Source organism: Acerihabitans arboris (genome assembly GCF_010131535.1).
In the GTDB taxonomy this organism is placed as follows: domain Bacteria; phylum Pseudomonadota; class Gammaproteobacteria; order Enterobacterales; family Enterobacteriaceae; genus Acerihabitans; species Acerihabitans arboris.
Window position 1 is genome coordinate 1 of the sequence record NZ_WUBS01000019.1, and the last position, 26,503, is coordinate 26,503.

General features: G+C 55.7%; 27 protein-coding genes and 1 pseudogene. 11 read left to right on the forward strand and 17 right to left on the reverse strand.

From position 1 onward, the window contains the following. Positions 1-116: 116 nt before the first annotated feature. Positions 117-1,139, reverse strand: coding sequence for an IS110 family RNA-guided transposase (locus GRH90_RS22295; RefSeq protein ID WP_162368182.1), 1,023 nt, complete (start codon positions 1,137-1,139; stop codon positions 117-119). A 78-nt stretch (positions 1,140-1,217) separates the two neighbouring features. Between GRH90_RS22295 and GRH90_RS22300 the strand changes: the two are divergent. From GRH90_RS22300 to GRH90_RS22310, 3 genes and pseudogenes are all read left to right on the forward strand, one after another. Beyond that, a pseudogene (locus GRH90_RS22300) lies at positions 1,218-1,493 on the forward strand (integrase core domain-containing protein); the annotation flags it as partial. A 259-nt stretch (positions 1,494-1,752) separates the two neighbouring features. Next, on the forward strand, positions 1,753-1,896 hold the full coding sequence (locus GRH90_RS22305) for a hypothetical protein (RefSeq protein ID WP_162368184.1): 144 nt from the start codon (positions 1,753-1,755) through the stop codon (positions 1,894-1,896). Then, entirely contained in the window at positions 1,893-3,083 is a 1,191-nt protein-coding gene (locus GRH90_RS22310; RefSeq protein ID WP_162368185.1) for a TCR/Tet family MFS transporter, read from the forward strand. The genes GRH90_RS22305 and GRH90_RS22310 overlap by 4 nt, the downstream gene beginning before the upstream one ends. Positions 3,084-3,197: 114 nt before the next feature. Here the strand turns inward: GRH90_RS22310 and GRH90_RS22315 are convergent, their stop codons facing one another. The 3 genes from GRH90_RS22315 to GRH90_RS22325 form a co-directional block, all read right to left on the reverse strand. Further along, positions 3,198-3,830 carry a TetR/AcrR family transcriptional regulator gene (locus tag GRH90_RS22315; RefSeq protein WP_162368186.1) on the reverse strand — a complete coding sequence of 211 codons (633 nt, stop codon included), beginning with the start codon at positions 3,828-3,830 and terminating at the stop codon, positions 3,198-3,200. A 160-nt stretch (positions 3,831-3,990) separates the two neighbouring features. Then, complete coding sequence (locus GRH90_RS22320) at positions 3,991-4,551, reverse strand: RNA polymerase sigma factor (protein WP_162368187.1); 561 nt, start codon at positions 4,549-4,551, stop codon at positions 3,991-3,993. Next, a complete protein-coding gene (locus GRH90_RS22325) occupies positions 4,551-4,916 on the reverse strand; it encodes a hypothetical protein (protein WP_162368188.1) in 366 nt (121 codons plus the stop codon). The genes GRH90_RS22320 and GRH90_RS22325 overlap by 1 nt, the downstream gene beginning before the upstream one ends. 322 nt (positions 4,917-5,238) lie before the next feature. Between GRH90_RS22325 and GRH90_RS22330 the strand changes: the two genes are divergently transcribed. Further along, the gene (locus GRH90_RS22330; protein ID WP_162368189.1) at positions 5,239-5,664 is read left to right on the forward strand and encodes an RcnB family protein; all 426 of its coding nucleotides are present in this window, start codon (positions 5,239-5,241) and stop codon (positions 5,662-5,664) included. 130 nt (positions 5,665-5,794) lie between these two features. Here the strand turns inward: GRH90_RS22330 and GRH90_RS22335 are convergent, their stop codons facing one another. Continuing rightward, positions 5,795-6,418, reverse strand: a complete 624-nt coding sequence (locus GRH90_RS22335) for an NADPH-dependent F420 reductase (RefSeq protein WP_162368190.1) — start codon at positions 6,416-6,418, stop codon at positions 5,795-5,797. Positions 6,419-6,596: 178 nt separating this feature from the next. On the opposite strand from GRH90_RS22335, the gene GRH90_RS22340 reads away from it, so the two are divergent. Continuing rightward, positions 6,597-6,977 (forward strand): winged helix-turn-helix transcriptional regulator, encoded by a 381-nt coding sequence (locus GRH90_RS22340; protein ID WP_218586279.1) that lies wholly within the window; start codon positions 6,597-6,599, stop codon positions 6,975-6,977. An 83-nt stretch (positions 6,978-7,060) separates the two neighbouring features. On the opposite strand, the gene GRH90_RS22345 is transcribed toward GRH90_RS22340, so the two are convergent. Next, positions 7,061-8,887: a methyl-accepting chemotaxis protein gene (locus GRH90_RS22345; RefSeq protein ID WP_162368191.1), complete on the reverse strand. Its 1,827-nt coding sequence runs from the start codon at positions 8,885-8,887 to the stop codon at positions 7,061-7,063. Between the two features lie 568 nt (positions 8,888-9,455). On the opposite strand from GRH90_RS22345, the gene GRH90_RS22350 reads away from it, so the two are divergent. The 3 genes from GRH90_RS22350 (at position 9,456) to psiE (ending at position 10,624) form a co-directional block, all read left to right on the forward strand. Continuing rightward, the gene (locus GRH90_RS22350) at positions 9,456-9,887 is read left to right on the forward strand and encodes an OsmC family protein (RefSeq protein ID WP_162368192.1); all 432 of its coding nucleotides are present in this window, start codon (positions 9,456-9,458) and stop codon (positions 9,885-9,887) included. Between the two features lie 45 nt (positions 9,888-9,932). Next, positions 9,933-10,133: a hypothetical protein gene (locus GRH90_RS25985; protein ID WP_178113333.1), complete on the forward strand. Its 201-nt coding sequence runs from the start codon at positions 9,933-9,935 to the stop codon at positions 10,131-10,133. Positions 10,134-10,225: 92 nt separating this feature from the next. Further along, on the forward strand, positions 10,226-10,624 hold the full coding sequence (psiE, locus tag GRH90_RS22360) for a phosphate-starvation-inducible protein PsiE (RefSeq protein WP_162368193.1): 399 nt from the start codon (positions 10,226-10,228) through the stop codon (positions 10,622-10,624). 129 nt (positions 10,625-10,753) lie between these two features. Here psiE and GRH90_RS22365 read toward each other — a convergent pair whose 3' ends face one another. From GRH90_RS22365 to GRH90_RS22395, 7 genes are all read right to left on the reverse strand, one after another. Continuing rightward, positions 10,754-12,232, reverse strand: a complete 1,479-nt coding sequence (locus GRH90_RS22365) for a catalase (RefSeq protein ID WP_162368194.1) — start codon at positions 12,230-12,232, stop codon at positions 10,754-10,756. Between the two features lie 334 nt (positions 12,233-12,566). Continuing rightward, a complete protein-coding gene (locus GRH90_RS22370) occupies positions 12,567-13,877 on the reverse strand; it encodes an acyl-CoA thioester hydrolase/BAAT C-terminal domain-containing protein (RefSeq protein WP_162368195.1) in 1,311 nt (436 codons plus the stop codon). Between the two features lie 2 nt (positions 13,878-13,879). Continuing rightward, positions 13,880-14,965, reverse strand: a complete 1,086-nt coding sequence (locus GRH90_RS22375; protein WP_162368196.1) for an ABC transporter substrate-binding protein — start codon at positions 14,963-14,965, stop codon at positions 13,880-13,882. Between the two features lie 36 nt (positions 14,966-15,001). Then, the gene (locus GRH90_RS22380) at positions 15,002-15,784 is read right to left on the reverse strand and encodes an ABC transporter permease (protein WP_162368197.1); all 783 of its coding nucleotides are present in this window, start codon (positions 15,782-15,784) and stop codon (positions 15,002-15,004) included. Next, positions 15,781-16,632 carry an ABC transporter ATP-binding protein gene (locus GRH90_RS22385; protein ID WP_218586280.1) on the reverse strand — a complete coding sequence of 284 codons (852 nt, stop codon included), beginning with the start codon at positions 16,630-16,632 and terminating at the stop codon, positions 15,781-15,783. Before GRH90_RS22385 ends, GRH90_RS22380 begins: the two co-directional genes overlap by 4 nt. A gap of 313 nt (positions 16,633-16,945) precedes the next feature. Then, the gene (locus tag GRH90_RS22390) at positions 16,946-17,998 is read right to left on the reverse strand and encodes a hypothetical protein (protein WP_162368198.1); all 1,053 of its coding nucleotides are present in this window, start codon (positions 17,996-17,998) and stop codon (positions 16,946-16,948) included. A gap of 197 nt (positions 17,999-18,195) precedes the next feature. Beyond that, a complete protein-coding gene (locus GRH90_RS22395; protein WP_162368199.1) occupies positions 18,196-19,086 on the reverse strand; it encodes a LysR family transcriptional regulator in 891 nt (296 codons plus the stop codon). Positions 19,087-19,204: 118 nt separating this feature from the next. Between GRH90_RS22395 and GRH90_RS22400 the strand changes: the two genes are divergently transcribed. The 3 genes from GRH90_RS22400 (at position 19,205) to GRH90_RS22410 (ending at position 21,207) form a co-directional block, all read left to right on the forward strand. Beyond that, positions 19,205-20,035 (forward strand): SDR family oxidoreductase, encoded by an 831-nt coding sequence (locus tag GRH90_RS22400; protein WP_162368200.1) that lies wholly within the window; start codon positions 19,205-19,207, stop codon positions 20,033-20,035. Between the two features lie 310 nt (positions 20,036-20,345). Continuing rightward, positions 20,346-20,522, forward strand: coding sequence for a DUF3606 domain-containing protein (locus GRH90_RS22405; protein ID WP_162368201.1), 177 nt, complete (start codon positions 20,346-20,348; stop codon positions 20,520-20,522). Positions 20,523-20,661: 139 nt separating this feature from the next. Further along, positions 20,662-21,207, forward strand: coding sequence for a YfaZ family outer membrane protein (locus GRH90_RS22410; RefSeq protein WP_162368202.1), 546 nt, complete (start codon positions 20,662-20,664; stop codon positions 21,205-21,207). Between the two features lie 47 nt (positions 21,208-21,254). Here GRH90_RS22410 and GRH90_RS22415 read toward each other — a convergent pair whose 3' ends face one another. The 4 genes from GRH90_RS22415 to umuD all read right to left on the reverse strand — a co-directional run bounded on the left by GRH90_RS22415 (position 21,255) and on the right by umuD (position 26,314). Then, positions 21,255-23,105, reverse strand: coding sequence for a DUF3413 domain-containing protein (locus GRH90_RS22415; protein ID WP_162368203.1), 1,851 nt, complete (start codon positions 23,103-23,105; stop codon positions 21,255-21,257). A gap of 395 nt (positions 23,106-23,500) precedes the next feature. After that, positions 23,501-24,427 carry a ketopantoate/pantoate/pantothenate transporter PanS gene (gene panS, locus GRH90_RS22420; protein WP_162368204.1) on the reverse strand — a complete coding sequence of 309 codons (927 nt, stop codon included), beginning with the start codon at positions 24,425-24,427 and terminating at the stop codon, positions 23,501-23,503. A 184-nt stretch (positions 24,428-24,611) separates the two neighbouring features. Then, positions 24,612-25,880, reverse strand: coding sequence for a translesion error-prone DNA polymerase V subunit UmuC (gene umuC, locus GRH90_RS22425; protein ID WP_162368294.1), 1,269 nt, complete (start codon positions 25,878-25,880; stop codon positions 24,612-24,614). A 2-nt stretch (positions 25,881-25,882) separates the two neighbouring features. After that, on the reverse strand, positions 25,883-26,314 hold the full coding sequence (gene umuD, locus GRH90_RS22430; protein WP_162368205.1) for a translesion error-prone DNA polymerase V autoproteolytic subunit: 432 nt from the start codon (positions 26,312-26,314) through the stop codon (positions 25,883-25,885). Between the last annotated feature and the right edge of the window lie 189 nt (positions 26,315-26,503).

Below are 26,503 nucleotides of genomic sequence, written 5' to 3' on the forward strand. Positions count from 1 at the left end.
TAACGGCCAGGATCTGGTGCTCGGTAAAACGGGCTTTGCGCATAGTGATCTCCTCGTTGGCATCTTCATTATGCCGGAAGATCTCTAAAAGTAACTGGCTCTGTTATACGGGATACTTACACATTGCCTTGCTTGGATAAATGATAAGTTGCTTTTTTTTGTCCGCTCTGCTTTCCAGATAAATTAAATCCACAGTAATTAAGATATTGCCGATAGTGAAGAAATCGACGTAAATCACCACTTTCAGCCAGAATGATTAACGCTATAATGGGGCCGACACCAGGTATACTACGTAAGTGTCGATAATCCTCAGGTTCGGCTAGCGGTGTTTCAGCAATTTTTTCCAGTTCATTTCGTTGATATGCTGACGTTAGATAGCGCTCAACCTGAAGTTTGAGCATACTAACAGATAGGCTCGGGGTAGGAACGGGTAGTCCAATAGAAACTGCTGCTATTTCATATAGTTCCTCGAGAAATCTTTGTTTATAGCGTTTTTTTCCTACAACATCCCATGCCACTTGAACAAATTCTCCTTTAGGTCGTTGGGTCATTGTCCGGGGAGTAGGGAACTGAATTAATAATTTGCAAAACCTCTCTGCCCGCGAGGAATGCATAAACTGCTCTAATGCTGGAAAATAATTGGCTACATAATGATTAATTAGGCTGTGATAACACCGTGTACGGGCCAGACTTATTTGGTGATATGCATTACTGAGTTCTTGAAAATCCATAGTTTGATGAACTAAAGGATCATAGTAAGGCCTCATAAGTCCTTGGTGCATCAAATGGATAATTAATTTTGCATCTTTGTGGTCATGTTTATCCCAGGTCTGATATAATATTTCACGCGCTCTGGCACAAGAAAGTGATGATACCTGATAGCATTCAATTCCTTGGCTATGCATCCAGAAGGCAATATTACGATGGTAATCAGCCGTAGGTTCAAATGCTATGGCAATCGGTGCATTTTTCTTACGGGCTATGTTTAATAATTCACCGTAGCCCATTATGGTGTTCTCAAATCGAACTAAACGGTTTTTCCCATCAGGCCATAAAATCATTGCATCATGTTGTTTTTTGGCAATATCAATACCGATCAAGGTATATTCAGACGATAAAAGATGATGTTGGAGAGCCATGATTCACCTACAACCATAACGTTGATGATGGTTTGTCAGTATGCTTCATGTACCGCTACTGTACTGTTATGCTTATACCACGGCCCGGAATATATAAGTAGTAAATTGCAAAAATGGACCATAAAGCATCGGATAACCCTTCTCTATATTCAGCCTGGAAAGCCTCAGCAAAATGTTTATATAGAACGTTTTAACCGAACAGTACGTTATGACTGGCTAAATCAATACGTGTTTAGTTATATTACAGAAGTGCAGGATTATGCCACCCGATGGCTATGGATCTATAACCATGAACGCCCACACATGGAGTTGGGTGGAATAACGCCGATGCAAAAACTTGCATTGAGGGCATAAACTTTACTTACGAGCCCCGTTGAAAACGGGGGGATTACCATCCATCGTAAAAATTCCTCGGGGGAATAGGTTCCGCTAAAGCGCCAAACATCACTCATTGGCGATGTAATAGCCTGTAGTCATGAATGTTTCAGCATTAATGGAAATGAACCGACCGGCCGATAAGCCCGCCGCCCTGGCCATGACATGGCCGAAATATTGACAGGCCGCCCTTGTTGGGATAAATTATTTGTACTGAGTATATGTTAGGATTAAGTATATGAAAAAACAAATGGATATCGCGGGACCCGGGCCGGGCGGTCCCCTGACCGCCATCAAGCCGGCGCCGGGCGGCGTGCGCATCCCTGTGCCGGAGCGTATAGGGGCGCTTGATGGGTCACGACGGCCCGGTGCTCCGCTGTGAACAAACCGCTTATCGTCATCTTCACCACCATTGGTCTTGATGCGGTCGGGATCGGCCTGATTTTTCCTATCCTGCCGCGATTGCTCGAGGACGTGACGCATGTCGACAACGTCGCGCCCTACATCGGCATCATGACCGCGCTGTACGCGGTGATGCAGTTTATCTTCGCGCCCGTCCTCGGCGCATTGAGCGATCGTCTTGGCCGACGCCCGGTGCTGCTGATCTCGCTCGCCGGGGCGGCCGTCAACTACGTGGTGATGGCGTTCGCGCCGCAGCTCTGGATGCTGCTCATAGGCCGCGCCCTAGCCGGACTGACCAGCGCCAATATGTCGGTTGCGACAGCCTATATCACGGATATTACACCGGAGGACAAGCGCGCGCGGCGCTTTGGCCTGTTCAATGCCATGTTTGGTATCGGCTTCATCGTCGGCCCGGTTCTCGGCGGCGTGCTCGGCGACTACTGGCTCAGGCTGCCGTTCATCGCCGCCGCGGCGCTGAACGCGGGCAATCTGCTGCTCGCCTTGTTCGTCCTACCGGAGTCACGCACGCCGGGCCGCGAGAAGATCGGCCTCGCGGCGCTCAACCCGTTGCGCCCGTTACGCTGGGCGTTCTCGATGAAGAACCTGATGCCGGTCACTATCGTCTTTTTCATCTTGAGCGCCACGGGCGAAGTGTACGGCACCTGCTGGGCCCTGTGGGGCAATGATGTGTTCCGGTGGAACGGCCTGTGGATCGGTCTGTCGCTCGGCGCCTTTGGCCTGTGCCAGGCATTGTCGCAGGCCTTCCTGCCTGGACCCGCCGTCAAACTGCTTGGCGAGCGCGGGGCCATCTTGACCGGTATCGCCGGAACCTGCGTCGCGCTGGTGGTGATCGCTTTTGCCAAGCAAGGCTGGATGGTGTTTGCGATAATGCCGGTCTTTGCCCTCGGAGGCATAGGGGTCCCGGCATTGCAGTCCCTTGCCACGCGCCTCGTCGACGAGAATCGGCAAGGTCAATTCCAGGGGGTGCTGGCGTCTGCCGTCAGCCTTGCGTCGATCGTCGGTCCTCTGGCGTTCTCGACCTTTTACTTCGTTTTTCGGGAGCAATGGCCGGGGGCGATCTGGCTCTCGGTGGTGGCCGTCTATGCGATTGCGGTGCCCCTTGTGCTCAGCTTGCGGTTTCGTTCCGGGGATCATGCGGGGATCTAGAACAGGGGGCGCCGGCGGCTTTTTGCCGCCGATTTCTTCCATTGCGGGTGCTTGGCCGCATAACGGGGGCATGGACTTATGCTAAGTAAGCATCATCGGGCCCTGGCCGATCGCTCAGGCGTAAGGCGTGCCTGCCATTGCCGCTTTCAGGCCGATGGTGCCCTTATCAACCATAGCGAGAAAGGCGGCCTTCGCGTCCCCTGCATCGCGCCTCTGCCGAAAGGTCCGGTGAGCCTGGATAAAGGCCACGGTCCACGTCGCCAATAGCAGGCCGGCCGCCAGATGGGCGGCGGGATCGCCGGATTCCCGCCCCGCGCATTCGGAAAGCGCCGCCGCCACGACTTGCGCGATCTCGTCACGTATCCCCCGGGCCCGGGCCTTAAGCGTTTCGCTGCCCTCGATCGTCTCTATGAAGCCTTGGCTGCCGGCGGAAAATTCGACGTAAGGGCTCTGTTCCGCCACCAGCCGATAAGCGAGCAGACGTAACGTCTCAATCGGCGAGATGCGCGGATCGCGTTGCCGCAAAGCGTCGCGCAGTATTTCGCGGCCCTCCTCGTCGCGATCAAAGAACATGTCCTCTTTGCGGGGAAAGTGATTGAACACCGTCATCCGTCCGACGTCGGCGGCCGCCGCGATCTCGTCCACCGTAACATGATCGAAGCCCCGTGCTAAAAAGAGGCGCGTGGCGGCATTGGAGATGCATCGCCGCGTGGCGAGACGTTTACGGGATCGGCGGTCGGATGGCATTGACAGATGCCCCTTGTCGGCATGATTTCAATGTACTGAGTATACATTGAAACGCGGTATAGGGAAAAACAAGTCGATCGGGAGAGGCTTATAATGACGGTTCGGTTCACTTGCCGCGTTTCTGGGTTATGGCATTCCCGACAACATGCCGGGCAGCCGTTCAGGAGTCGATCACCGCTTCATACAGCGCCTGCAGCCGCAGGCGCAAAAACAGCACCGCCTGATGCTTACGCGATAACAGGGTTTCCACCGCGGTTCCGGTCTCATCGGCCAGCTGCTTAAAGGAGTAGCCTTGAAGCTCGGTCTTTTCAAACGCCTCGCGCTGCTGGGGCGGCATATCCGCCAGCGCCAGGTCCAATTCCTGCCATACTATCTGGCGCAGATAGCTATCCTCGGCGCTGCTTTGCGGGTTAAACAATACCTCGCCCAGCTCTTCCCCCGCGGGCCACTCATTATCCAGATCGTCGGATAACAGTAATTCACGCTTTTTACGCGACCGGTCGATAAGCTCATTGCGTGCGGCGCGATACAGCCAGGCGGCCACCTGCTCAATCGGATGAAGATAGCTATCGGCCTTGATCAACTGATAGCTGATCTCCTGGAACACATCTTCCGCATCGGCAACATTACCGGTGCGGCCGGCAATAAACGCCCGCAGCCGTTGCTGGCAGCCGCGCAGCGCAGCCAGCAGATCGTGGCGCCGATCCGTGGCTTTAGTCATTACGCCTGGCCGTTATCGTCGGTGCGTGGTTCATGGTCCCGATCCTTATGATGGCAGCGACCATGCCAGGGTCCATGCCGGTGGCCCATGCCGCGCTGTTTGATAAATGCCTCGCGTTCCTCGGGACTCATCGCCATCCAGCGCTCGCGCAGCTCCTGGCCTCTACGTCCAAACATGCCCCGGCCGCCAAAGCCGCCAAACAGGATTTTACTGAGAATAAGCAACCCCAGCGCCTGGAAAAAGCCAATGCTCTTCACGCCGAAAATGACCGGTAGCAGCGCATTCCACAGCAGCATTACCAGCGTGGTAACGGCGAGAATGGCCACCACGGCCATCACCAATATCTTTAACCTGCGATCTCTCATGTTGTCTACTCCATGTTGTTCAGATACAGAGGTAGACGAATCAGCGGGGAAAATATTTGCGCCGCCAGGTTTTTTTTCATCTTTCCATCGCTAGGCAGGGGGGAATCGTCAAGGGCGGTGATTTTGACCCCGCAGGGCCATATGCCTATTCCTCTGGACCGGACTCCCCCTAAGCTTTTAAACGGGCCTTATCATGAGGACAGACGGTGTCCACCGTTTTAAATTTCGCGCAAGCCTGCACCCGTGCGGAACAACATGACCCCGCGCATTGTCTGTACTGTGAGTACTTTGATAAAAACAGCATCTTACAGCAGGAGACATTATGCGCAGGACTCAAGTGGTACTCTTTACGGCGGGATTACTGGCCGGCGGCTTAAGCCTGATTTCCCCCGCGCAGGCGGAAGGCGAGCAGGGCGCAGTCGTGCCGCAGCAGGTGCCGGCACAACCGCAGCAGGAGTCCGCACAACCGCCTGCGGCGGCGCCATCGCAGCCGCAGGCGGCCACTCCGCCTTCGTACGATCTTGATAAGATCATTATTGACGATAAAGAACATCAAATCGGCGATACGGTGCCGGGAAAATACCTGGCCAAACCTTATGAAATTGTCGAATGGCAAAAACGCCATCTGCCCGCGCCTGAAGAAAACAGCCACTGGACCTATGTCAGCGGCAATTATCTTATGATCACCAATGACGCCGGCAAAATCCTCAAAGCCGAGTCGGGAGATATTTTTTTCAGTAATAACTGACTTCCCGCGGCCGTTGCGCGCAATGGTTGCGCCCGACGCAATGAGCGGGGAGATTCCCCGCGTTGCCAAGCCGGGTAGGTCATACTTCTCCAGCCGTCGGGGATATCATCGCTAAAGGGCCAGGGAGCGGTTATTTTACCGCCGCTAATGACGTTTTCAGTTGTTCCGAATTCAACGGTACGCAGTACACCGCCGTCCCTTCTTCAAATCGTTTTCCTGCCGCCAGCGGACCGGCGTCCACGACGTCGAAACCCATTTGTTCAATCAAATTCGCCACCACCCGTTTTGCCTCGGGATCGTTACCCGCGATGGGCAATGCCCGGCGGTTTATCGAGCCTGCCGGCCGGCCGTCTTTTTCAACGTCCGGAGCGGCGATGGCATTAAATGCTTTTACAATAATGGAGTTGGGCAAATGGCGGGCCAACAGCTCACTGGTCGTTGTTTCATGGTTATCGAGTTCGGCGATATTACCATCACGCTCCGGATAATAATTTTGCGCATCGAGCACGATCTTGCCGGCTAACGGAGCGGCAGGTATCGAACGATAATTTTTTAACGGCGTGGCGACCAAAACAATATCGCCGAATTCCGCCGCTTCTTCAGGCGTGCCGGCCTCGCAGCCTAATGTGCGTCGTAAGGTAAATAAGGTGTCAGGGGAGCGTGAATTCGAAAACATCACCTCGTGTCCTTGTTTCAGCATCAGGGTTGCCACGGCCCTGGCGATCATGCCGGCGCCAATAAATCCTACTTTCATAAAACCCTCTTTTTTCAAAATGCGACTGCGGGAACATTCTGTTTAGCAGGCTATTGCAGTAGGATGGAAATAACAAGAACGCACTAAAAAGTATAATACTTACTAAAAAGTAACCATGGCTGGCAACTCAAGCGGGACAGGTTGGCAAAAATAACGATTAATCAATGGGTCACTTACCATGCAAAAAGAACTGAACGATTACAGCACGCGTTCCCGCCGCGAGGGATGCGCGTCGCAAATGCAGGCTGCGCTGGAATGCCTGGAAGGTCGCTGGAAATTAGTCATACTTTCACAACTTTTTGCCGGTGAAGTCATGCGTTTTTCGGATTTGCAGCGGGCTATTCCACTGGTGTCGCAAAAAATGCTGATCCAACAGCTTCGCCAACTAGAGCAGGACGGTATTCTCACGCGTAAAGTCTATGCGCAGGTCCCGCCCAAGGTCGAATATGGTCTCACCGATCTGGGATGGTCTTTACGCCCGGTTTTCGTGGCTTTGCTGGATTGGGCCGAACTGCGCCGAAAAATGCTTGAACCAGGGCCGTCGGTCCCGGCTGAATAACGATAACCAACCTGCCCGGATTGGTTATCGTGGGATAGCATACGGCGTCTTAGCCACTGGGACGCGTCGAGAGCCGGCTGCCGCTACAACCGGAAGCTGGCAACCAGTTTTTCCAACACCGCCGACTGATCTTCCAGGGTATTGGCGGCAATAGAAGACTCGGTGACCAATGCGGCGTTCTGCTGAGTGGTGGTATCCAGCTCGCTGATAGCCCGGGCTATCTGTTCGATGCCGTGGCTTTGCTCTTCCGAGGCCGAGGAAATTTCACCCATGATGTCATTGACCCGCGATACCGAGGCGACGATTTGCTCCATGGTATCTCCGGCCTGGGCCACCAGTTTGGTGCCCACGTCAATGCGCGAGACGGACTCGCCGATAAGCGTGGCGATCTCTTTCGCCGCCTGCGAGCTGCGTTGCGACAGATTGCGCACTTCGCTGGCCACCACCGCGAATCCACGGCCCTGTTCACCGGCGCGCGCCGCTTCCACCGCCGCGTTAAGCGCCAGGATATTGGTCTGGAAGGCGATGCTGTTGATGACGGCGGTAATATCGGTGATTTTCTTCGAACTTGAAGAGATGTCATCCATGGTCCTGACGACATTTTTCATCACTTCGCCGCCCTGATGGGCATTTTGCGTGGCCTCGCCGGCAATCAGGCTGGCATGTTTGGCGTTGTCGGCGTTGTTCTTCACGGTGGAGGTCAGCTCCTCCATGCTGGCGGCGGTCTCAACCACGGCAGCCGCCTGTTGCTCCGTGCGCGAAGAAAGGTCGGTATTGCCCATGGCGATTTTGGCCGCCGACGAGGCGACGGTGGCGACGCTGTCGCGCACATCGGAAATAATATGGCGCAGTTTGGCATTCATGCGCGCCATCGCGGCGGTGAGCTGGCCCAGCTCGTCATGGCGGTCTGGCGTTATCGACGCGGTAAGATCGCCGTTGGCGATGCGCTCGGCGACCGCAAGGTTGCCCAGCACCGGACGGGTGATCTGCCGGGTGATATACCAGGACACCAAAATCCCAAAGATCACCGCGATAAGGCCGATGATAATAGTGATGCTTGAGGAGCCATACGCCAACGCGTCATTCTTCTCTTTCACGATATTAATGATGACCTTAACCGCCGCGCTGCTTTTATCCCCGGCGGTCTTGACGCCATTTTCCGCCGTATTCAAATCTTTATAATCGGTATAATAGATCTCGCTCAGATCTTTATATTTACCAACATAGGCCCACAGGGCATCAAGGTGCGGTTTTTGTTCCGGAGTTAAGCTTACCGCCAAATCGTTGTATTTTTTTTCCGCGGCGGCATAATTTTTTTGCAGCAAAGACAGCGCCTCATCATTGCCCTTTAACTGCAAATTGTAGGAATTCCCTTTGATTTCAACAAAGGACAAAACAAAATCGTTAAGTTTATTATCCAGATCGGTGCCAACAGTCTGGTTGAGCAAGGCGGTTTTGAACGGCCCAATCGCGTCCCGGCCCTGCAGATCGTCTAGTTGCGCGCGGATTTCCACCATTTTTTTGGAGAAAGTCCCCATGTTTTCCAGTGACTTATTAAAATCACCGAGATATTGGGCAATATTATTCAGGCTTTCCAACGACGCTTTATCCCATGACAGCGCCTGGGCGTCGCGGGTAAGGGTGGAGGCGTGATCGATAAACCCGGCCATCACCTTGCGGACGGCGTCATCGGAGGTATAAAGATATTTAACGCGATTGATTTTAACCTGGAACACATCAATATTGATATTATAAATCAGGTTGGTTTTTTCATAAATATCGCGTATTGCTTTAAATCGTTGTACGCTCAACCCTGATGCGATAACGACCAAGAGTAAAACAATGCCAAATCCCAAGTAAAGTTTATGGGACACTTTAATGCTGTTTATTTTACTTATTAAACTGGTCATAATTACTTTCCATATAAAATGTCACCTATTCCAAATATGTCATATGTGAGAAAAATAGATGTTCAGTATCGTTATCGGCAATATCACCGGGTCCTTTAGGCTATTTTGCATAAGATGACAGCGTCAGGGATTAAAATGCCGGCAATCGGCCATTTCACAGCGGTAGAGGATGAATAAAGGAGAATTAATAGCCATCACGGCAAATGACGGCGTGTTTCAGCAAAGAATATCCTGGCAAAATCAGGCTGCTCAGCGCGCTTTATTGGGCGTTTGCATATAAATATACCGTCAAATGTCCATATCCAGGCGGCTTTATCCAAAGGGGATTAAATATAAGGGAAATAGTATTCTATGTCGTATATAAGCCTAGTATACATGATGAATATATAAATAATTATTAAGTATAAATATATGTGTAAATAAATATCGTGGTATCTGTTTAAATTTAATCATTGTCATTAATAACCTGGCTCTTTTCCGCCTGATATCACATTTCGGTTGTCTTTTCCCCTCCTTCGGCAGGAGTGGCTATACTAAAAGTCTATGTTGAACATACCGGAGGATAAACATGACCATTCATAAACACGGACAGGCTCACTGGGAAGGCGACATCAAGCAGGGCAAGGGCACCATTTCCACGGAAAGCGGCGCGCTAAGCGAGCAGCCTTATGGATTCAACACCCGTTTTGAGGGCAAAGCCGGCACCAATCCTGAAGAACTTATCGGCGCCGCCCACTCGGCCTGTTTTTCAATGGCGTTGTCCCTGATGCTGGGTGAGAAGGGCTACGTGCCACAAAGCATTGATACCAAAGCCGATGTCTCACTGGATAAGGTGGATGGCGGCTATGGCATCACTAAAATCGCCCTGGATAGCAGCGTGGTTTTGCCGGGTATCGACAAGCAGGAATTTGACGCAATTATCAAACAGGCTAAAGAAAACTGCCCGGTGTCCAAGGTCCTCAAGGCCGAGATTACCCTGAATTACCAGTTGAAAAACTAAGCGTAGAACAAGAATATTCCGTGGTACGATATCTTATCCCCGTCTATGATGGCGGGGTTCCTATCACTGCTTTTTTCCCCTCTGTGTTTCTTCGGGATTGACCTGCAAACCCTTCTCTCATCGTGCTGCCTGAACCTGAACCTGAACCTGAACCTGAACCTGAACCTGAACCTGAACCTGAACCTGCACCTGCACCTGCACCTGCGGCGATCGGCTCAATGCTGCCGCCTCGGCTGGCTGCTGTAGCGTTGCAAGATTGTAATGTGATCTATATCACACTAAAACATGCTATGCTGATCGGTCTTTCCGCAAGGAAACTATCACGACGAGGTATGGGTATGATTACCGGTATGCGTATAGCAACCGTGCTGCAGATGATTTTGAATATTGGCCTGCTGTTCCTGGCGCTGATCCTGATCGTCTTTATGGGTAAGGAAACCTTTTTGCTGGCCAAGGTGTTGCTGGTGACCGGCGAGCTGGCGTCTTACTACCAGATGATTGAAGGTATTGTCATCTATTTCCTGTATTTCGAGTTTATCGCGCTGATTGTGAAGTACTTTCAGTCCGGCTATCACTTTCCGCTGCGCTACTTCGTCTATATCGGCATTACCGCGATTATCCGCCTGATTATTGTCGACCACAAAGATCCGCAGGATACGCTGTATTATTCGGCCGCCATCCTGATCCTGGTGGTGACGCTATGGCTGGTCAACAGTAACCGCCTGAAACGCGAATAACGGGCCGGCCGGGCGGCATAGCGCTGCCGGACGGTGTAAAGTAAAAAAGCCTGCCGAAAATATCAAATATCGGCGGGCTGGTGCACGGAGATTTTTGCGGCCTGAGTGATTTGGCCCCGCCAATCCCCCTTAGCCGGTAATTAACCACTCGCCCGAGGCGCCGGACAGCTCAATCCCCAGCCCGTCGGCCACGCCCTTACCGTAATCGGCGTCGGCTTTCAGGAAATGCGCAATCTGGCGCGTCTGCACCTCGCGGCTGACCGACCCCATCGCGCGGATAATATTCATGATCAGCAGGTTTTTTTGCTCCGCGCTCATCAAGCGGAACAAATCGCCGGCCTGGCTGTAATAATCATCGTCGAGCCGGTGGTCGTAACGATCGGCCGCGCCGCTGAAGTTCAGCGCCGGTTCACGGTACGCCGGGGTTTGTTTCGGCGCGTCGGCATAACTGTTCGGCTCATAATTGGGCGCGGACCCGCCATTGCCGTCAAAGCGCATCGACCCGTCGCGCTGGTAGTTATGATAAGGACACTGCGGCGCGTTTACCGGCAACTGCTGGTAGTTGGTGCCGACGCGGTAACGCTGGGCGTCGGCATAAGCAAAAATGCGGCCCTGCAGCATCTTATCCGGCGACAGGCCGATGCCCGGCACCACGTTGCTGGGAGCAAACGCCGCCTGTTCCACTTGCGCAAAGTAGTTTTCCGGGTTGCGGTTCAGCTCGAAGATACCCACCTCTTGCAGCGGATACTCTTTTTGCGGCCAGACCTTGGTGACATCAAATGGATTGACCGCCCGGTTGGCCGCTTCCAGCTCGTTCATCACCTGTATGCATACGCGCCAACGCGGGAAATCGCCCCGTTCGATGGCACTGAATAAATCGCGCTGGGCATAATCCGGATCGGTGCCCGCCAGCCGGCTTGCCTCCTCCGGCGCCAGGTTTTTAATCCCCTGCAGGGTTTTAAAATGCCATTTAACAAAGGTACGTTCGCCGGCGGCGTTGATCAGGCTGTAGGTATGGCTGCCGAAACCGTGCATAAAGCGATAACCGTCCGGGATGCCCCGATCGGAGAATAAAATCGTCACCTGATGCAGCGACTCAGGCGACAGCGACCAAAAGTCCCACATCATTTGCGGCGATTTAAGGTTGGTTTCGGGGTTGCGTTTTTGGGTATGGATAAAATCGGGAAATTTGAGCGGATCGCGGATAAAGAACACCGGCGTATTGTTGCCGACAATATCCCAGTTGCCCTCTTCGGTATAAAACTTCAGGGCAAAACCGCGCGGATCGCGCTCGGTATCCGCCGAGCCGCGCTCGCCGCCGACGGTGGAAAAACGCAGGAAAATAGGGGTTTCCTTGCCAACCGCCGAGAACGGCGACGCCACCGTCAGGCGGCTGATATCCCGGGTGACCCGAAAGGTGCCGAACGCGGCGGAGCCTTTGGCGTGGACGCGGCGCTCGGGAATCACCTCGCGGTTAAAGTGCGCCAGTTTTTCAATTAAATGAAAATCATCAAGGGTCAATGGGCCGCGCGGGCCGGCTGAGCGGGAATTCTGGTTATCGGCGACGGGAATACCGCCGGCGGTGGTTAACGGCTTCTCTGGTTTCATGGCTGGTTCCCTGTAATCATGGCGATAGGGTAAGTGCTCTCCACGTTAAAGCGAAGCGGCAGATATGGCTAGCCTATTAAAACTATCGAGTCGATAGCCATAGCCTTTGACATTGTTAGAGATAGGCGATGGCCCGCCCGGGTTTCACCACATCCGCAGTGATAGAAACTATGGGAGACCACAGTGGTTATCCCTTTTCCTGTTGCGATAAGTCATGATCAAGCTGCTTGCCAATATTAGCTTAGGGGTTAAATATCTAGACGGCAGTGTAAATGTGACAGCAATTGCGCTGGAAAGGGTACACAGGCCCGCGCATGGCGGGCAGGGTTGACGGCTATTTGGCGGTAAGTTTATCCAGAAACGCCAGGCTCCGGCGCCAGGAATCCTCCGAGGCGTGCGCATTGGCGGCGGGGGTGCCGCCGGCGGCCATAATGATGCCCGAGACCGCATGGGGTTTATCGATTAGCGTGGCCGGCACATAGGGTGTGGCGATGCCATGCCCGGCGGCGGGGTAATCGAGATGTTTAACCGGGTATGGATAGGCGTGGTCGTTTAGCTGTTCCGTTATATGGCGACAATAGTCGGTGGACGGCCAGAATCCGTCGTCGCCGCCGGAAATCACCAGCACCGGGCAACGCATATTTTCCACGTGGATGCGCGCGGCCGCCACCGCATCGGCATTTTGCTGGGCGTGGACAAACGCCGCCGCCTGGCGCCTTGGCTGCGCGGCGCGGTCAATCGCGCGCCAGCGTTGCGCCGCCTCGTTATCCCGCCAGACAATCGGCAGCGGCTTGCCCTGGTAAACCCAGCAGGGCGCAAAGCGGCTTTCCCCCGGCCGTCCCGCCGCCAGCACGCCGTGGATCACCGAGCTGGGCACGTAGGCGATAACCGCGGAAACCCGTTCGGGAAAGGTGGCGGCCAGCAGCAGGGATAATTCCCCGCCGCGCGACTGGCCGCTGACCGCGACAAAGCCTGCGCGCGGCCGCAGCCGCTCGCGTGCCCAGGTCAGGGCGGCGGCGAAATACTCCAGCGGCGTGGCGGAAATATGGGACGGCAGGCCCGGCGCGCCGAAATATCCCAGCGCCAGCGCCGCATACCCCCTGGAAGCCCATAACGCGGCGCGCTGATGATTGAGACCGCCGCCGGAGCCGTTAAGATAGATGACCACCGGATGCGGCCCCGGCGTGCCGGGCGTATAAAGCGCGCCGACCAGGCCCGCTTCATCAATCTGGCGATAGGTGACGTTATCGGCAATAAATTGCTGCGCCAGTCGTGTGTCAACCTGGACCGGCCCTGTATCCGCCCCGGCGGCGCGGCCTGTCGCGCGCAGCCTCACCGCTACTGGCGCAATGACCGCCGGGTAACCGGTGCCGCCCGTCGGCGCCGAAACCTGCCGTTGCGACCAGAGCAGGCCCTGGCCGTCGACCCCCTGGTAATCACCGGCAATCGGGGCGTCGCGCCGCAAATCCAGCGTGCCGTCATCCGCGGCGACAAACTGGGCGCGGCTGCGCCAGGCCGCGCCGTCGCCGCTCCGGGACGTGGCTTCAAGTTCCACCGTGGCGCCGGGAAGGAAACCGGTCAAACGAATCTTTCGCGGTTCATCCACCAGGGCGACGGCGGGTGTAACGGTCAGGGTCACGGGCATGATCAGTTTTCCTCCAACTTAGCAACGCGGGCCTGCTGCCGCACGGCCTGTTTATCGAAATCATTGATATCGTTTACCAGCGCATTGGTGAAAATGTTGTCCAACGGCACGCTGGCCGTATCGAGTTCGCCTGCGTTATGCATCAACGTGACATAACGGGCGATGGCGCCGGTATCGTATTGACCCGGCACCACCGGCTGGCCTTCAGGAGTATAAAGGGTGCGTTTTAACCGGCGCTCCAGCAGGAATACCGACTCTTTCAGTTTGGCCTGGTACACCCCGGCGGCGGGTTTTAATTCCGGCTGCGCCCGCCAGAAGGTCTGGACGCAGAAGGCGGGATTGGCCTCGCAGGCCAGGGTGGCCTTGGTGATGGCGCGGCCAAAACCAACCAGCATGGCGCGGCGATCGCGCAGGGTATCGTTATGGGCGATAAACCCGTTGCCCACCATGGCGGCGAATTCGGGCGGATAAGATAAGCGGCGGATTTTGGTGCCGCTTTGCTCCAGCATGTCATGCCAGCTTTGGTTAAAGTTCAGCGCGTCGACGCGGCCTTCCTTCAGGGCCAGGAAACCGGCGCCGAGCGCCCCGGTGGCCACGATCTGCACATCTTGATCAGGGTTTAACCCCTGGCTGGCCAATACGGCGCGGGTTTGCGGGATCGAGGCCCAGGTCAGGGCGCCGACGCCGATTTTTTTACCTTTCAGATCGGCCAGGGACTTGATGGGGGAACCGTCCAACACCGCCAGTTCCATGCCGCCCGAGGGGCGGGCATTATAGAAAAACTGCACCGGCAACGGTTTTTTGCCGGCAGCATAAGACGCCAGCACCGGTTCCGGCATGGGGAAGCCGATATCGATTTTTTTGCTGTTAACCTGCGGCAGCAGGGCGCCGGCGCCCTGGAACACGATGGTTTTCACCGCCAGGTTCTCCGCCCGGAAATAGCCGAGCTTATCGGCGGCGCTGTAGATACTGCCGTCGACCACGGTTTGGGGAATATTCAGCCCCACGACGATCTGCTCTTCCGCCCGGGCCGCCAGGCTGAATGACAGATAAAAAAATGCGCTGAAAACATAACGACGCTTATTCATAAAATAGAGGGCCTCGATGACTTATCAAACCGACCGTTACCGCACCGTGCGCGTATCATCGGCGCGGGGTGCTTCCCAAAAAACCAGGCGCCGGTGCAGCCAGCGCACGCTTTGCGAACCGATAACGCCTATCACCGCCAGCAGGAACACGCCGGCAAACATGGTGCCGACGTTTAAATTCGCCGCGGCGGCGCCAATCATGTAACCCAGCCCGGCCTCCGACGACACCAGTTCGCCCACCACGGCGCCGATCAGCGCCAGCGCGATGCCTATCTGCAGGCCGGCAAAAATATCCCCGGCCACCGACGGCAGCTTGACGTGGCGGAAGATATACCAGCGGGACGCGGAAAATGCCCGGCAGGCGTCAATCAGGTCGGCATCCACCCGCTTAAAGCCCACCAGGGTATTAATAAACAACGGGAAAAAGCATAACAACACCACCAGCACCACCTTGGAGGCGATGCCAAAGCCGAACCAGACCAAAATCAGCGGCGCCAGGGCCACCTTTGGCGTTGACTGCACGGCCACCAGCAGGGGATAAACGAACTTTTCAAAGGTGGCGGATTCCGCCAGCGCGGCGCCGGCGAGCAACGCAAAGCCGCTGCCCAATGCATAACCAATCAGCGTGGCCGACAGGGTATAACCGATATGCTTCCAGATGATGCCCTGGCGGAACAGGTCCACCAGGGTGGTCCAAACCTCGGCCGGGGCGGGTAAAATATATTCCGGGATACTCCACAGGCTGACGGACAGCTGCCATATCGCCAGCAGCACGGCCAAGGTCACCAGCGGGTAAATTATCGACAGGATGCGGTTCACTGGCTTTGCTCCAGAAAATGCCGGCGCAAATGCCGGCACGCGTCGCTGAACAGGGGCGACGAAAGCGTCTCAGGCGATCGGGGGCGCGGCAGGGTTACCGCGTAGTCTTCGATTATTTTTCCCGGACGGGCGGACATCACCAGGACGCGATCCGACAGGAACACCGCCTCCGGGATGCTATGGGTGATAAACAGTACGGATTTACGGTCTTGCAGCCAGATGCGCTGCAGTTCCAGGGTCAGGTTTTCCCGGGTCATGGCGTCCAGCGCCGCGAAAGGCTCGTCCATCAACAGCAGCTTGGGATCCCCCAGCAGCATGCGCGCCAGGCCGACCCGCTGCTGCATGCCGCCGGACAGTTCGTTGGGATAGTTATGGCTGAATTCTGCCAGCCCCACCAAGCTGAGCAGCTCCCGCGCCCGCGCCCGCGCGCGGGTTAAATCCAGTTTAAGCGTATGCGCCGGCAGCAAAATATTTTCCAGCACGGTTTTCCAGGGCATCAGGGTCGGCTTCTGGAACGCCACGCCGATAGCGCGGTTGGGACCAAGGGAAGGCTTGCCGGCGATGGCGATATGGCCCGCGGAGGGACGCAGCAGGCCGGCGGCGATTTTTAACAGCGTTGATTTTCCACAGCCGGACGGCCCCAGCAGCGTGACAAACTCGCCCCGGCCGATGCGCAGGCGGACATCTTTCAGCGCTTCGATTACCCCACCGCGGGTACGATAGGTGACCGAAATATCCTCGGCGTTCAGCATATCGTCAGCCGGGGCGCCGATAGGCGGCAAAGAAGTAGCATTTCCCGGCGCGTCCAGGGCAAAAGACCCCGTTAACCGGGGTAAAACGGCAACCATAAGGTAATCCTTAACGCATGTTGTGAGCGGCTCACAGCGGGTATCTGGGGTGGTTTGGCATGACTCAGTATGTGAGTAAAATAATGGAAGCTCTAATAAATAAACCGGGATTAAATATGAGATAAATGTATCAACTGAGCAGCTTAAGGATATGTCCCCGGCAGGCTTAAACGGCGGATTTTCGCCCGCGGGGCTTATTATTTTATGCAGGGCGGTACGGCCGTTGCCCTGCGCGCCGGTCGGCTAATCCCGGTCCCCGGCTTAACGGCGGGACGTTAGGCGTTGCCGTGGCGGTCCTTATGGCGCGCATGGTTTATCCGAAGCTGGCGATGATATCCGCCACTTCATCCGCGCTATTATTAGAACAAAATAAAGTGACCTGCTGTTTTTCATTATTTCGGGCATATTTTTTGCCCAGGTAATGGACTAATTCTATGCCGGAGGATTGTTCGTCAAGCGCTTTCGTACCGCCGGAATAGATTTTTTTATGCTTAATATCATAAAACACAAAATGACCAACGTTACCGCTTGAGGTCAGCAAAATGCATTTTTCACCAAACCTGCCTGCCAGGAAATCATGGATTTTGTCGGCGTGGTTAAATAAATCCCTGGGGGAGGTAGCCACCTGCAAACTGGTTTTTCCATTATCATGGCGTTTAATGATAAACTCTACCTCTTGGCATTCGTTCTTATCATCATTGCCGGCACACATACATAGACCGATATCAAACTGCTCCCCTTCCTTTAGCGGCTTAAGGATGGTCTCTGGCAGCGGGAAGTCGAAAGGGCTGACGTTTTCATGCACCATCATATAGGCGGCGGCAATAAAACAGGGCTGAGGAATGTCGCGGTGTATTTTATACAGGATATCTATTTTTTTATGGGTATAAATTTCATCACTATTATTTCCGCCCATAGTTACCTGCATCGAGATAAAATCTTCCAGCAGCGTATTATTATACGCGACGGGATGGTCATGATAATCACTTATGATGAAATTCGTTAACAGTTCAATAGTGATATTGGCCAGCTCAAAGTGTCTTTCGCCATAATCTATTATCAGCCCGCCGTCGCAGTCTATCAGGGAGAGCGGAAATTGATGGTCGAAAATTATCTCCTGAACACTCTGTTTGTCGCGGGTGGCGGCGTAAAGTTTAACAAAAATTTCATTAAAAAGATCGATATTATTGATATCCAAACTCACATTCCCTATTCCTTCGGGAAGCGGCGTTTCGTTGTAGCCCACTTTTTTAAACAATGCCATCAATAGGTCGCCGGCAAGGTTTTTTTCGTGTGCGGTAGCATGGCCGGCGATGATGATCGGCGTATTTTGTGGCGCTGGATAACGGGTAATATTTAAAGGCATATATTAGGAACCTAATGGATAATGGCATCTATGGTCGTGAGTATTAAATTATTAACATAAGCGTCGGGGCATAATGCTCAGTCGGTATTTCGTCGCGCAGTTTACGCGAAGAGGTAATGTAATTGCAACGTAAAGTGCTGGTGGGTTTAATTGATGTCATGCATTAATACATATAATAAATAATAATTATTCTTAAGTTACTCAGCTTCTTTTAATACATCAATAAATGCCCTTAGCCCCAGCGGCACATGGCGATTGCCGGGGTAATATAAAAACAGGCCGGGTATCAAAGGGCACCATTCCCCAAGCACCAGGACCAGCTTGCCCTGGTCAAGATAGGGCTGAGCCACCGATACGGATACGTAGGCGATACCCAGCCCGCGCGCGGCGGATTCCGCCATCAGGCCAAGATGATCCAGCGTCAGTGAACCGGGCACCTCAAGCGCGATTTCCTGGCCGCTGCGGGCAAATTCCCAGCGGAAAAATTTACCGCTGGGCAGGCGAAAACGGATGCACTCATGGTCTTTCAGATCGTCGGGGGTTTGCGGCGTCCTGCGGCCGGCCAGATAGCCGGGGGAGGCCACCGCGACAAATCGCGCCTCGCCGCCAAAGCGCACGGCAATCATATCCTGCGGCAGCGCCTCGCCCAGGCGGATGCCGGCGTCAAAACCGCCGGCGACGATATCCACCAGCCGGTTTTCCGTCGCCAGATCAAGGGACATTTCCGGGTAACGCGCCAGGAAGGTCGGCACGACCCGCTCCAGCAGCAGCCGCGCCGCCGGCTCGCTGGTATTGATGCGCAGTATCCCGCTGGGCCGGTCGCGAAATTCATTGACGTCCTCCAACGCCAGGTCCAGGTCCCTGAGCAGCGGCCGCAGACGGGTGACCAGGCGCTCCCCGGCCTCGGTGGGCGCCACGCTGCGCGTGGTCCGGTGCAGCAGGCGCACGCCCATGTTCTGCTCCAGCACCTGCATCATATGGCTAAGGGTGGACGGGGACAGCCCCAGCTCGTCCGCCGCTTTGCGAAAGCTGCGCTGGGCGACGATGGCGGCGAAGGCGGTTAAATCGGCTAAATCGGGTTTTTTCATTGCTGGGTTTATTTCACTTCTTCATCCCATATTGTACGGATAGTAGCATGGATCCGGTGGCCATATACTCAATCAACACGCCGCCGGTGCGGCATTGTGATAATTTAGGAGACTGATTATGTCCAAAACATGGTTTATTACCGGCACGTCCTCGGGCCTCGGCCGGGAACTGACGGAAAAGCTCCTGGCGCGCGGCGATCGCGTCGCGGCAACCCTGCGCAAGACCGGCGCCCTTGACCATCTGCTGGCGCAGTATGGCGACCGCCTGTGGGTGGAGCAATTGGACGTTACCGATACGCGGGCGGTACATGAGGTGGTCGGGCGCGTCTTTGCGCAATGGGGCCGGATCGACGTAGTCGTCAGTAACGCCGGCTACGCGGTGTTCGGCGCGGGCGAGGAGGCGGACGACGATCAGATTCGCCATCAGATCGATACCAACCTTATCGGTTCGATCCAGGTGATCCGGGCCGCCTTGCCGCATCTTCGCCGGCAGGGTGGGGGACGCATCCTGCAGGTGTCGTCGGAGGGCGGGCAAACCACTTACCCCAATTTCAGCCTGTATCACGCCACCAAATGGGGTATCGAGGGATTTGTCGAGGCGGTCGCGCAGGAAGTGGCGCCGTTCAATATCGAATTTACCCTGGTTGAACCGGGACCGGCGAAAACCGGTTTTGCCGGCGGCCTGGTAACGCCGCCGCCGATGGCGGTATATGACCAGACTCCCGCGGGCGATATGCGGCGGGCGCTGGTCGATGAAACCTTTGCGATCTTGGGCGATCCGGTGAAAATGGTGCGGGAAATCATGGCAAGCGTTGACCGCAGTCCCGCCCCCCGCCGGCTGGCATTGGGCAGCCAGGCGTATGACCATATCCACGCGGCGTTAACGCAACGGCTCGACGCGCTGGAAGGCCAAAAAAGCATCGCGCTGTCGACTGATGTGGATAGTTGACGCTCAAAGCGCATCTTTCCGCCCCGAGGGGCGGTTTTTTATCCTGCGGGGACACAATCAGCGCGGCGCGCGACGCTATTTCCAGGCAAAACCATTTAAGCGGGTGATTTTATTGCCGCGCTGAGCCGGACTGTCTCCCGCGGCGCAGTTTAATAAAGTTACTGCGATCCTTTTCACGTTTTGCAAATATACTTTTTTATTCCCGCCGGGTGTTGATCCAGTCCGAAGAGTTAAATAATACCTGTTGATATTAAGTTATATAAACTTATAACTGGAGTGGGGCTATTCCCATCATCCGGGACAAAACGAAATGAGTGAACAAATTCATCTTCAAGAGCCGAAAGATAAAAACTTTATTAGCCTGCGGGAACCTTGGGAAGTGGAGTACTGGACCCAAACCCTGGGGATCACCAAGCAAAAACTGTCCGCCGCCATCCGGGCGGTAGGCAACGGCGCCAAAGAGGTGAAGGAGCATTGCGGCAAGTGAGGCCATGGCGGCGGGGCAATGGCATTGGATGCTTGTGCCTGAAATTTAACAATTAACTTCATTACACTTGGCGCCCTTTGCGTTAAACTTCCAGCGGTGGCATGTTCCCCACCCCTTTTGACGATTCAGGAAGAAAACAATGAAGACGTTTCTTATTGCTGGCGCCGCCGCCAGCCTGTTATTTGCCGCCGCATCCGCCAATGCCGTAAGCGTAACCGGTGAAGTCGGCGAGCATTATACCAACGTTGGCGTTGGTTTTGGCACCACCACGCAGGGTATTGCCGTCAGCGGCAACTGGGCGCATAACGATGACAACGGCGACGTTGCCGGTCTCGGGCTCGGCTACAATATCCCCCTCGGCCCGTTTATGGGCACCCTAGGCGGCAAGGGGCTGTATGTGGGGCCGAAAGACGGCGATGAAGGTTATGCCATTGCCGTGGGCGGTGGCCTGCAACTGCCGGTGGGGAGTCTGTTCAGCCTGTATGGCGACTATTACTACTCGCCGGATTCCCTCTCCAGCGGCGTGGAAAACTACACCGAAGCCAACGCCGGCGTCAGGCTGACCGCGATTCCGCTGGTGACCGTCAGCGTCGGTTACCGTTATATGGCAATGGACGGCAAGGACGGCGATCGCGACAACATCCTGGCCGACGGCCCGTATATCGGCGGCGCGTTCAACTTCTGATCGACGCCTGCCTGTCATGCCCATCAGCACCGCCATGCGGTGCTGGTTTATTTATTAAACCGCGACATCAATCCGATAATGTTACGCAGCCGCTCGCCCTGCAGCAGATGCTGCTTGCTGGGCTGCAGGTCCGGCGTAAAGGTTTCAAAAATCCCGCCCGGATACACCACGTCGATCTGATCGGGGGACACCACCGCGTAATTGTAATAGCTGCCGACAATCATATCCTCGGAATGCGGCGCGTCGGCATGCAATAAATTGCGCCCCACGCTGTAGTCGCGCGTCGGCGTGGTGACGCCGGCAATGGTCTGCATCAGCGTCGGCACCACGTCAAAATGGCTGGTGCGCTGGTTAATGTCGCCGCTTTCGCCGCCCGGCACCTTCATAAACATCGGCACATGGATTTGCACGTCGCTGAAATTGCTGCCGTGGCCCCAGTAGTTCTTTTTATGATCGTTAAACTCTTCGCCATGGTCGGAGGTGATCACCACCAGGGTATTTCCATCCAGCCCGGCCTGGGCCAGTTTGCTTAACACCTCGCCTATCAGCCCATCGTCATAATACAGCGCGTCGCGGTAGCGATTATGATATTCGGTCGGGTCAAAGTCATTATTCAGCTTTATGTGATCCACGCGTTCCCAATAAGGCTTAAAGGGTGTCGCCGCGTCGGGCGGCAGATCGTAGCCATGGGCCGCGTCATAAAACAGGAAACCGAAAAACGGTTTTTGAGCGTCGCGCCGATCGATAAATTGCTTAAACGCATCGGTAATCTGCCGATCGCGCCGGGCGGGAGACGGCGCGTTGTTGCTGATGGTCAAATCGGGAATATGGGAAAACACCGTTCTGTCAAACGGCGGATGATTAAGATCGGCCGACCCGTGAATGGAAAACTGATATCCCTCGTCGGCCAGGGTTTGCATCAGCACCGGGCGCTGGCCGCTGTTGCGCACCGCCAGCCAATAGGTGTCCGGCAGGCTGTAGAACAGGCTGAATATGCCCGGCTCGGTGGAATTGCCGCCGCTGCGATGCTGGTGGAAGCGCAGCGCCTGCCGGGCGAAACGGCTGACGTTGGGCGTCACCTGGGCATTGGCGTCGTCGTAGCGCCAGGCATCGATCAGGATAAACAGCACGTTGGGCTGCCGCGCCGGTTTGTCGTAGGTGATGGGCTGCAGGGGATAATTTAATACCCCTTCCGGCGCCGCCTGAAGGCTGTTCTCTTTATTCAAGGCCAGCGACGGGTCTACCAGTCCCCAGGCGACCAGCCTGGATTTCGCCGTCAGCGGGTAATAAAGCGGGAAATCATGGGTATAGCTGGGAATCTGGGTTTTATAGTTGGCATCGTCCCAGGCATGCATGCCCTGGCTGACCAGGATGCTGAGCGCTATCAGGCCATAGGCGGGTGCCCTGAGCAGGCTTAGCCGGCGGCCGGCGCGGGCCAGGTGATTAAACAGCAGTTGCAGGGCCAGCAGCGTCAGCCCAATGCATCCGCCGATCAGCCAGGTAAACCAGGAGAGATCGACGACATCGCGGCCCTCGAACAGCATTTCGAGCACCACGCCGTTGAGATGAAAGCGATACTGGGCGAAGACCAGGGTATCTATTACCAGTACCGCGACGGCGCAAAACCCCAGCAGGATGCCGATGCCCCTGAATAGTTTGCCGGGCAACAGGCATAACAGGCAATTCAGCGCCAGGCCCAGCAGGCAGAACGCGCCGAACAAGGCGTATTGCGCGGTAAGCAAATAAATAACAGAACGCCAATCGCCCTGGGGAATAGGAATCCACCGCCAGTAGCGGAAACTGACGGCCGTCAGCAGCAAAGCGTTTAATAACCAGAATACCGTTGCCCATTTTACATTGGGTCTAATTGAATTAAAGGCATTCAATCTAAATGTCATCTGCAGAAATCCTGTATGGCGAACATGGCGGCGAGTTGAGGCGGAGAGATTTAACACCCATATTGTGTTAAGTCAGCTATCTATTTTGGTAAATAACTGTAACGCGCCGCTCATTATCGGCCGGGCATCGGATTGCTTTATACGTCACTTTTCCTTAAGCATAGATGGAGAGTAGCCAACGTGGGGAAAATACCCGCGCCGCCGCCAACGGCGGCAGGGCGGCTATGCGGCGCTTAAACCGAAACGTGGCGCTGGGGAATGTTGCGGGTATTAACTGCGGTTTTATTAATGTAATTAACCACGGGGCAGGCGCGTTCTGTTAATTATTCTGATAATTTAACCGCCGGCGCAACATCTGCGCCGGACGGCGTTGGGCCGGCGATGCGTAAACGCCGTTATTGAGGTTTGATGCCTTTAATCGGACGGCCGGACCAGTAGCCCGCCAGCAGCGAGCCGGACAGGTTGTGCCATACCGAAAACAGCGCGCCGGGCAGGGCCGCCAGGGGGGAGAAATAAATCTTGCCCAGGGTGGCGGCCAGACCGGAGTTTTGCATGCCGACCTCCATGGCCAGCGTGCGGCAGGTGGTTTCGTCAAAACCGAACAGTTTTCCGCCCCAGTAGCCGCTCAGCAGGCCGATGCCGTTATGCAGGATCACCGCCACGATCACCACCAGCCCCACTGAGCCGATAAAGCCCTGGCTGCCACCGACCACCGCGCTGATAATCGCCAGGATGCAAATCATCGAGAACGCCGGCAGCAGCGGCTGCACCCGCTTGACGGCGCGGGTAAACAGGTGATGGATGACCAGGCCGGCGAAGATCGGGATCACCACAATCTGCAGGATGCTCAGCAGCATGCCCGCCACGTCGACCTTGATTTGCGCGTCTACGTATAAGCGGGTCAACAGCGGGGTGGCGAATACCCCCACCAGGGTGGAAACGGCGGAGATGGTCACCGAGAGCGCCACGTCCCCTTTCGCCAGGTAAATCATCACATTGGAGGCCGTGCCGCTGGCAACGCTGCCCACCAGGATCATGCCCGCCGACAGGTCGGGCGGCATATGGAACAGTTTGGCCAGTATCCAGGCGGCCAGCGGCATTACCAGATAGTGCAGAAAGGTGGCGGCGATCACCGGCGCCGGCCGCGACAGCACGCGCTTAAAATCACCCGCCCTGAGCGTGACGCCCATGGCGAACATAATCAGCATCAGCAGTATGCTCACATAAGGGCCGATGCGGGTAAAGGTGGTTGGCGAGTAATAGGCGGCGATCGACAGCAACACGGCCCACAGGGGAAACAGGCGGGTAATCTTGGCTAACATGAGAGGTGTGTCCTTATTGTCTTATTTTAATATTAAAAAAGTGTTGCCGGGGGCCGCTAGCGCCCCGCGCTTGCCATAGCGGCTTTATTTGTACCGTTAATTACGATGGGTGGCAATATATTACCGCCAACAAAGAGCACGTCCCGCCTGGTCCGCGCGCGGCGGATTGCCGGCTGGCCGCCTATCAGATCATCCTGGCGACGGGCAGTTCCCGCCAGCGGGTGGTGTAGGCCGGCGACAGCATCTCGCGTTTCATCGCCCAGGCGGGGGCGATGCCCTGGCCGGCAAACCAGACATGGCCGATGCCGGTCTGGTTGATCTTGTCGAGCACCGTCATCAGTTCGCGGCTGAAGGGTCGGGGAGGACGGTCGTCAAACAAATGGAACTGGGCCTGCCGGGTGGGGGCGAAGTCATTCAGCATCACCCCGGCCTTGGCGTAACGGGGGCCGTCGCGCCAGATGCGCTCCAGGCCGCGCAGGGCGGCCGCGACGATATCCCGCGTATCCTGGGTGGCGGTGAGCAGCGTTTCATTGGCGCCGTTGGCATAATAAGGTTCATTGACGGCGTAGGGCGAGGAACGGATAAATACCGCTATCTGCCGGCAATACTGTTTTTCCTGGCGTAGTTTTTCCGCCGCGCGCTCGGCGTAACGGCATACCGCCTGGCGCATGGCGGCAAGGTCGGTAACCCGGCCGCCGAACGAGCGGCTGCAGACGATCTGCTGTTTGGCCGGCGGCTGTTCCTCAAGGCTGATACAGGGTTCGCCCCGCAGCTCCCGTACCGTGCGCTCCAGCACCACGCCGAAGGTCTTGCGGATAAAATGGATGTTGGCATCGGCCAGCTGCAGCGTGGTGTGCATGCCCATGGCATTGAGCTTTTTGCCGATCCGCCGCCCGACGCCCCAGACATCGCCGACCGGCGCCAGCGCCATCAGCCTGCGCAGCCGGATCGGGTCGTCCAGCGCCACCACTCCGCCGGTGGCCGGCCACCGCTTGGCCGCATGATTGCATAGCTTGGCCAGGGTCTTGGTACGGGCAATGCCGACGCCCACCGTCAGCCCGGTCACCCGCCGCACCGTTTCACGGACCCGACGGCCGAAGTCTTCGTAGGGCATGCTGGCGTTAATGCCGGTGACATCCATCCATGCCTCGTCAATGGAGTAGACCTCGGCACGGGGCGCCAGGGCTTCAAGCGTCGCCATCACCCGTGCCGACATATCCGCGTACAGGGCATAGTTCGAGGAGAATACGGCGATGCGCCGCCGGCGCAATAATTCGCCCAGTTGAAAATAGGGTAGTCCCATCTTCACCCCCAGTTTTTTCGCCTCCGCCGAACGGGCGATTACGCAGCCGTCGTTATTGCTCAATACCACGACGGGCACGCCGTTCAGATCCGGACGAAACAGGGTTTCGCAGGAGGCGTAGAAGCTGTTGACGTCGGCCAGGGCAAACATGATCAATTACGGGTGTCATGAACGGCAAACAGCACCACGCCGAAGATTTCCAGCGTGTCGGGATCGGGAAAGATGTCGGGGAACGCCGGGTTCATCGGCTGCAGCGCCAGGCGCGGCCGCAGGCAAAGGCGTTTCACGGTAAACTCGCCGTCGATGGCGGCGATCACGATATCGCCGTGACCGGCTTGTTCCGCGCGGTCGACCACCAGCAGGTCCCCGTCGCCGATGCCGGCGTCGGTCATTGAGTCGCCGCTGGCGCGGACAAAGTAGGTGGCGCTGGGATGGCGGATACAGTACTCGTTCAGGTCGAGGGATTTTTCGACATAATCCTGCGCCGGCGAGGGAAAACCCGCCCGGCACCGGTCGGCAAACAGCGGCAGGGAAAGCACCGGCAACAGGTCGGCGGGCGCAAAAAAGGTGGTAACGATCTTCATGTTGATAAATCCATTAATACTGTTTATGTGTCCAGTATAAATAAATCGGGACGTTTGAAAAGGTGCCGGATCGCCATGTCGGCCCATAATGTGATTAGTTGGCTGATAAATAAGGATCTAAAAATTTAATTAACGTCGTGGAGAATTTATCTTGCTGATGTATATAATTAATATAGCTAATTATTAGTT